At 65.3% G+C, this 294-nt stretch carries 1 pseudogene; it reads right to left on the reverse strand.

Annotated elements, in window-relative coordinates:
• Positions 1–294 (reverse strand): annotated as a pseudogene (locus ACV229_RS40875) (IS110 family transposase); the annotation flags it as partial.

The raw sequence follows: 294 nt of genomic DNA on the forward strand, positions 1-294 counted from the left end.
ACGCTCCTCGATTGCCTTCAGGTGCTGCAACAACTCGGTGAGCAGTGTCTGGCAAAACGACGTCAGCTCGTCGGCACTGGTGCTCAGCAGTTGCGGCATCGCGCGCTTGAAAGCCTCGGGAGACCGAGCGATCGCGAGGCCGCGCTCGCCGAGCAGCCCGCGCATCTGGTTGATCAGCGCAGTGCGATGGCGCAGCAGGATGGCCCGCATGCGGTGCGCCGCCTGGATATCCTGCTGCTCGATCGATTTGACGGTCACGAAGCGCATGGTGGGCCGGCTCGCGGCCTCGACGAT

This window comes from Burkholderia sp. MR1-5-21, from assembly GCF_053427715.1.